Here is a 1,829-nt window from a genome sequence, read left to right as displayed (position 1 = left end):
ACTCAAGGAAGGAATTATACTTTAGAGAGGCATATTTTGTGATTTCCTGTTACTATCAACTCAGGTTATCGGTTATCAGGTTATCGGTAAAGAGCAAGCAGTAGCCTGCTATCTCAAATTACCGATTCCTGATTACCTGATTACCGATTACTTTAAATAATCACAATTTATACCCCACTGGAGTATAAAAGGGTGGTGAACAACCTATAATCTTTGCGTTCTTTGCGGTCAATTTCTTTGCGTTCTTTGCGGTTAAAAAAGGATAAACCACTTAATCTTAAAAAACTTGAATATCGAGTGATAGCAAAACAAACTGCTCAAAAAAAACAAAAAAAACTCTTGACATCTTTTTAAAAATGTGATATAATTTTTTTAATATTAAAAGTAGGTAAGGAGAGAAGATGGATGATGTTCTTTACTTCCGTAGAGAGAGAGAGAGAGAGACGCAAGTTAAGTCTTTGCGTAACATAAGCTTAGAAACTAAACTTATTAAATTTATTAAAAATATAAGCACAGAATATTTCTGTGCTTTTTTTGTTTTGTTTTGCCTATAACTGCATCTGCTGCTAACCCAGCAGGTATATGCTTATAGCACTTATTAATCGAATGAATGTAGAATATCGAATAATGAATTTAGAATGATGAAGTCTTAGTATTATACTTCTACATTCTACATTCAATATTCTACATTCGATATTTTTTATTTTATTGGAACTTTTGACTAATACCTGCTATATTAACTAAAAGCTATTAAGGTGTCAAATCGAAGGTTCTCGGATAAAAAATTAGTGAATGAAGAGAAAAGTTTAATTATATTGAGATTTGAATATTATTTAGAATTTAGAGTTTGGGATTTAGAATTTGGGGGTAAAAAGTAAGTTATCGGGAGGGAAGGACTAATAAAATCAACGCTCAATTTTATACGAGAGCGTTCAAAAAAACAAAGGAGGTGAATAAGATGAAGAATCAGAAGCAAGAGAAGATGGTTGATGAGAAGCAGAAGGGAAGGCTTCCCTACAAGACACCCAAGCTGGAGAGATTAGGTAATGTGAGGCAAGTGACGGAGGGTGTGTTTATAGATTTTTATCCTGATAGTGGGGTATACTCGGCATAGGAATGTCAGCGTGTAGAAGACGCTGAATTAAAAAATTACAGAAAGGAGGTGAAAAGAGATGAAATATTCTTGTCCAAGGGCATACACCGATGATTGTAACCAGTCAAAGTGTAGTTTCTATGGTGATGATACCAAATGTAAGGATGGTCAGTTAGACATCGAAATTGCTGATGAAAGTGACAAGGTGATATCGTGTCCGAGAGCGTATAAGAAGGATTGCGAGAAGGATCGTTGTTCCCTTTATGGAACAAAAAAATGTGTGGACGGAAAGGTGAAGATAAAATTTTTAAATTTGTAAAGTGGGTAGGGTTAGCCCTTGTGGAATAAAAAAATATTCTAAATTCAAGTATTTCACAAGGGCTGACCACAAGAGGGTGTATAGTGCTGTGTCGCTATTTAATTGATGGAGCGTAACTATTTACCCCAAATGGAGGATGAGGTGATCGGGTTATCGGTAGTCAGTAATCAGGTAATTGGGAGCTCAGTTACTGATTACCTGATGACCGATAACCGATTACCAGAACTCCATGCACCTGTATCAACAAATAAAGGAGATGTCAAGGGGAAACTTGAAGAATGTGATTAGAGGAATTTCTGGTGGTGTCCGAAATTAGCTAACTTCCTCTAACCGGATAGGTAAGCCATTCCTCTATACTCCAAACGTGGTCGGTTAGACCAGCAGCCATTGCCGGAGTTCGTTGTTGCCAACCACCAT

General features: G+C 36.1%; 3 protein-coding genes. All 3 read left to right on the top strand.

The window, feature by feature from the left end; translation table 11 throughout:
* The first annotated feature begins 958 nt into the window (after positions 1–958).
* Entirely contained in the window at positions 959–1,114 is a 156-nt protein-coding gene (locus tag AB1414_20170) for a hypothetical protein (GenBank protein ID MEW6609730.1), read from the top strand.
* 58 nt (positions 1,115–1,172) lie between these two features.
* Entirely contained in the window at positions 1,173–1,412 is a 240-nt protein-coding gene (locus AB1414_20165) for a hypothetical protein (GenBank protein ID MEW6609729.1), read from the top strand.
* Between the two features lie 129 nt (positions 1,413–1,541).
* Positions 1,542–1,700 carry a hypothetical protein gene (locus tag AB1414_20160; GenBank protein MEW6609728.1) on the top strand — a complete coding sequence of 53 codons (159 nt, stop codon included), beginning with the start codon at positions 1,542–1,544 and terminating at the stop codon, positions 1,698–1,700.
* The last annotated feature ends 129 nt before the right edge of the window (positions 1,701–1,829 follow it).

The sequence above is a fragment of the bacterium genome (assembly GCA_040755795.1).
GTDB lineage: Bacteria > UBA9089 > CG2-30-40-21 > CG2-30-40-21 > SBAY01 > JBFLXS01.
This window is presented reverse-complemented; position numbering and strand designations above follow the sequence as displayed.